4 protein-coding genes are annotated in these 4,724 nt (G+C 74.6%); 2 read left to right on the forward strand and 2 right to left on the reverse strand.

What is annotated here, in order from left to right:
• Positions 1-75: 75 nt before the first annotated feature.
• Positions 76-459 (reverse strand): hypothetical protein, encoded by a 384-nt coding sequence (locus tag KBX39_RS23725; RefSeq protein WP_043329122.1) that lies wholly within the window; start codon positions 457-459, stop codon positions 76-78.
• Positions 460-585: 126 nt separating this feature from the next.
• On the opposite strand from KBX39_RS23725, the gene KBX39_RS23730 reads away from it, so the two are divergent.
• Both KBX39_RS23730 and KBX39_RS23735 read left to right on the forward strand, forming a co-directional pair.
• A complete protein-coding gene (locus tag KBX39_RS23730) occupies positions 586-1,542 on the forward strand; it encodes a daunorubicin resistance protein DrrA family ABC transporter ATP-binding protein (RefSeq protein WP_043331034.1) in 957 nt (318 codons plus the stop codon).
• On the forward strand, positions 1,539-2,363 hold the full coding sequence (locus tag KBX39_RS23735) for an ABC transporter permease (protein WP_043329121.1): 825 nt from the start codon (positions 1,539-1,541) through the stop codon (positions 2,361-2,363). The genes KBX39_RS23730 and KBX39_RS23735 overlap by 4 nt, the downstream gene beginning before the upstream one ends.
• 7 nt (positions 2,364-2,370) lie before the next feature.
• Here KBX39_RS23735 and KBX39_RS23740 read toward each other — a convergent pair.
• Positions 2,371-4,724: AfsR/SARP family transcriptional regulator (locus tag KBX39_RS23740; RefSeq protein ID WP_210872579.1), on the reverse strand; the 2,354-nt coding region annotated here is incomplete at its 5' end.

Genomic DNA, 4,724 nt, shown 5'->3' on the forward strand with positions numbered 1-4,724 from the left:
GAGGCGAAGGACTTCGGCTGGGCGGACCTGCGCGACGCGTACGCCGAACGCCTGAACCGCGACTGACGACTGCGGTCACCCGGTCCGGCGGCGCAGCCACCCGGCGGCGCCGCCGACAAGCGTCGTTCCGATGGTGGTGCCGATCGCCACGAGCGCCGCCCCGACCGCCCACAGGCCGGTGTCGTCGGTCGAGGCGGCGTGCACCGCCCACGGAACGGTGAACGCCACTGTCATCACGGTCGCCACCAGCCAGATGTTCAGCCACCAGCCGGCGACGGCGGCCAGCGCGCCCAGGGTCAGCACCGCGGCGGCGACCTGCCAGACCGCGTACGGCCCGCTCATGTCGCCGGTCTGCGGGTCCACGGTCCAGCCGGACTCCCAGCTCAGCCAGGCCACCCACGCGCCGGCCGTGGCCAGCGCCAGGAACAGACCGCCGAGCAGCGTACGTCTCGTTGTCACGCCTTCGATCCTGCCCGGCCGGCGGGGCGGGCGAATGAGCACGCGTACTCGATTTCGCCGCCGCGCACACGACGGTGTGCGCGGCGTGTGCGCCCGGTGCCAGCGGCCCCGGCCATCGTCGGCGTCATGAGTTACGCATTCGAAGCGGAGGGCCTGGTCAAGCGGTTCGGTACGACCACCGCGCTGGCCGGGATCGACCTCGCCGCACGCCGGGGGACCGTGCTGGGGGTGCTGGGACCCAACGGCGCCGGCAAGACCACTGCGGTACGGATCCTCGCCACGCTGTTGCGCCCGGACGGGGGGCGCGCGACTGTCGGCGGCTACGACGTGGTCACCGACGCCGCCCGGGTACGGCGGCTGATCGGGCTGACCGGCCAGTACGCCTCGGTGGACGAGGACCTGACCGGCACCCAGAACCTGGTGCTGATCGGCCGGCTGCTCGACCTGAGCCGCCACGAGGCGCGGGCGCGGGCGGCGGAGCTGCTCGCCTGGTTCGGCCTGACCGACGCGGCCGGACGCCCGGCCAAGACGTACTCCGGGGGTATGCGCCGCCGCCTGGACCTGGCGGCGAGCCTGGTCGGCCGGCCGGAGGTGATCTACCTGGACGAGCCGACGACCGGGCTGGACCCGGCGAAGCGGGAGGAGATGTGGGGTGTGGTCCGCTCGCTCGTCGACGACGGGTCGACGGTGCTGCTGACCACGCAGTACCTGGACGAGGCCGACGCGCTCGCCGACGAGATCTCGGTGATCGACCACGGGCGCGTGATCGCGCACGGTACGCCGGGCGAGCTGAAGCGGATCGCGGGCAGCCAGACGATCGTGGTCCGGCCGACCGATCCGGGCCGGATCGGCGCGGTCGCCGAGATCCTGCGCGCCGCCACCGGGACCGATCCCGAGCTGCCCCGGCCGGGCGTGCTCACCGTGCCGGTGGACGACGACACCCCGTTCACCGCTGTGGTCCGCCGGCTCGACGACGCCGGCATCGGAGTGGTCGAGCTGGCGCTGCGGCTGCCCAGCCTCGACGAGGTGTTCTTCACGTTGACCGGCCACGGCGCCGAGGAGCAGGCGGAGGTGGCGGCATGACCACGACGACCCGTACGGCGACGCCGCCGCCCCGGACCGGCACGCCCCGCGCCTCCGCCCGGCCGTTCGGGCTGGTCCGGCACAGTCTCGCGCTGGCCGGCCGCAGCCTGATCAAGACGATCCGGACCCCGGAACAACTGCTCGACGTCACGCTCCAGCCGGTCGTCTTCGTGCTGATCTTCGTCTACCTGCTCGGCGGCGCGGTCGCCGGCTCGCAGCACGAGTACCTGCAGTTCCTGCTGCCCGCGATCATGGTGCAGACCGTGCTGTTCGCGTCCATCGCCACCGGCGTCAGCCTCAACACCGACGTCGAGAAGGGCGTCTTCGACAGGTTCCGCAGCCTGCCGATCGCCCGGTCCGCGCCGCTCGTCGGCTCGGTGGTCGGCGACCTGGTCCGGTTCGTGGTCTCCATCGCGGTGCTGCTGGGGTTCGGCTACGCGCTCGGCTTCCGGATCGGCACCGACCCGCTGTCCGCGCTCGCCGCCTGCCTGCTGACCATCGCGTTCGCGTTCGCGGTCAGCTGGATCGGCGTGCTGCTCGGGGTGCTGATGCGCAGCCCGGGCGCGGTGCAGGGCACGGCGTTCCTGCTGCTGTTCCCGCTGACCTTCGGCACCAACATGATGGTGCCGACGGACACGCTGCCCGGCTGGTTGCAGTGGTGGGTCGGGGTCAACCCGGTGGCCGACGTGATGGAGGCGGCCCGGGGTCTGATGATCGGCGGCCCGGTGGCCGGGCCGGTGACCCGGTCGCTGCTCTGGACCGTGGCGATCATCGCGGTCTTCGCGCCGCTCGCCGTCCGCGCCTACCGCCGCCGCGCCTGACCGCGCCTCATCCAGCCGGGTCGCCGCCCACGAACGCGAGGGCGTCGGCCCGGCTGCGGCCGTGACCCCGGGCGTACGCGGCGGCGTAGCTCTCCTCGCCCAGCTCGGCGCGCAGCCGCTCGGCGAGCCGCTGCGCGTCGGGATTGGAGCGGTCCGGCCGCCCGCGCAGCGAGTCGGAGACGCCGAGCAGTTCGGCCGCGCGCTCGTACCGGCCCTCGGCCACCGCCAACGCGACCCAGCCGACAGTGACGATCGCGACCACCGGCATGTCCCGGGCGGCGAGGCTGCGCGTGGTCGCATCGTCGAGACAGCGACGCGCACCCGGCAGGTCACCGCGGGCCAGCGCCAGATGGCCCGTCTCGGTCAGCAGCAGGGCACGGAACTGCGGGGCGGCCAACGGCGTCTCGTCCTGGCGGCGCGTCGCCTCGGCGAGGCACTCCTGCGCCTCGTCCAGCGACCCCTCGGAGCGGGCGATGCTGCCGAGCATCATCAGCCCGAACGCGCCGTCCCGGCCGTCCCGGTCGGTCACGAACCGGCGCAGTTCGGCCGTGGCGCCGGCCACGTCGCCGGAGCGGGCCCGGATGGCGGCGAGCCAGATCAGCTGGAAGCCGGGCTCGGAGGCCGGGTTGAGTTCCCGGGCCAGCCGCACCGACTCCTCCAGCGCCGCGGTCGCCGCCTCGAAGTCGCCGCGTTTGGTGAGCGCGTCGGCGTACTCGCTGAGCACGTGCGACAGGCTCATCCGCTCGCCGACCGCGCGCAGCTCCGCGGCGGCGTCGGTCAGGTCACGCAGCATGCCCTCGGCGTCGCCGTCGTTCTCCTTGAACTTGCCGCGTACCCCCAGCAGCGTGCCGTCGGTCCACGGGTCGGGATGCCCGCGCGCACGGTCGATCGCCGCGATCCCGGCCGCCGTGTCGTCGTCGAAGATCGACAGCATCGGCGCGAGCAGCCCCACGATCGGATGCTTGGTCCCCTCCACCGCCCGCAGGGTCGTGGTCAGCTCGGCGATCTGCTCCGGCGTCGGCCCCCGCTCGCCGCCTGCCAGCTCCGAACCGATGCGGATGGCGAGCACCACCGCCCGCTCCTCCGCCGGTGCCGGGCCGGGCAGCGCCAGCGCGCGGGCCAGCACGTCACCGCCGATGCCGCCGTCGCCCCAGATCACCAGCGGCAACGCCAGCCCCGCGCCGATGCGCAGCGCGGTGTCGGCGTCACCGGCGTCGCAGGCGTAGTGCAGCGCGCCGACGATGTTCTCCCGTTCCGCCTCCAGCAGCCGCAGCCACGGCAGCTGACCGGCCGTGCGCAGGTGCGGCTCCGCGGTCCGGACCAGCTCCCGGAAGTACGCCGCGTGCGCGGCGCGCGCCCCGGCCGACGCCCCGGCGGCGGCGAGCCGTTCCAGCCCGTACTCCCGGATGGTCTCCAGCATCCGGAACCGCCCGTCGCCGACCACCTGGAGCAGCGACTTGTCCACGAGCGCGTCGAGCAGCGCGACGGCGGCCGGGCCGGCGACGCCGGCCGCCGAGTCGGCGGTGACCGACGCCGGGAAGACCGCGAGCCGTTCGGCGAGCTGCCGCTCGTCGTCGGTGAGCAGCCCCCAGCTCCAGTCCACCACCGCCCGCAGCGTGCGGTGCCGGGGCAGCGCGGTGCGGCTGCCGCCGGTCAGCAGCCGGAACCGGTCGTCCAGACCGGCCGCGACCTGCCGCGGCGACAGCGTCCGCAGGCGCGCCGCCGCGAGTTCGATGGCCAGCGGCAGGCCGTCGAGCCGCCGGCAGATCTCCACCACTGCCGCCACGTTCTCGCCGGTCACCGCGAACCCGGGCCGCACGGCAGCGGCCCGGTCGCGCAGCAACTGCACCGACGGGTACGCGAGCGCGTCGCCCGGCGTCGCGTCCGCCGGTGGCAGCCGCAACGGGGGTACGGGTTCCAGCACCTCGCCGACGATGCCGAGCGGCTCCCGGGAGGTGGCCAGCACGCGCAGCCCCGGACAGTGGCCGAGCAGGTCCTCGGCGAGCCGGGCGGCGGCCTCGACGACGTGTTCGCAGTTGTCCAGCACGATCAGCGTCTCGTCGGTGGCGATCGTGTCCACCAGGCGGCCGAGCGTGTCGCGGGCCGGCTGGCGTACCGGTTCCAGCTTCCGGTCCCGCCGCCCGAGCGTGTCGAGCACGGCCCGTGGCACGTCCGCCGGGTCGGTGATCGGTGCCAGCTCGACCAGCCACGCCCCGCCGGGTACGCCGTCGGCGAGCCGGCCCGCCGCCACGCTCGCCAGCCGCGTCTTGCCCGCTCCGCCCGGCCCGAGCAGGGTGACCAGCCGGTTGCCGGCGAGCAGCCCGGTGAGCCGGCGCAGGTCCTCGTCGCGCTCACCACGTT

Origin of the sequence: Micromonospora sp. D75, from assembly GCF_018070405.1 — a bacterium.
Classification (GTDB): domain Bacteria; phylum Actinomycetota; class Actinomycetes; order Mycobacteriales; family Micromonosporaceae; genus Micromonospora; species Micromonospora chalcea.

What these genes read in the sequence shown, in the direction of transcription:
- KBX39_RS23735 (WP_043329121.1), top strand. Translation starts at nt 1,539, where the DNA reads ATGACCACGACGACCCGTACGGCGACGCCGCCGCCCCGGACCGGCACG.
- KBX39_RS23730 (WP_043331034.1), top strand. Translation starts at nt 586, where the DNA reads ATGAGTTACGCATTCGAAGCGGAGGGCCTGGTCAAGCGGTTCGGTACG.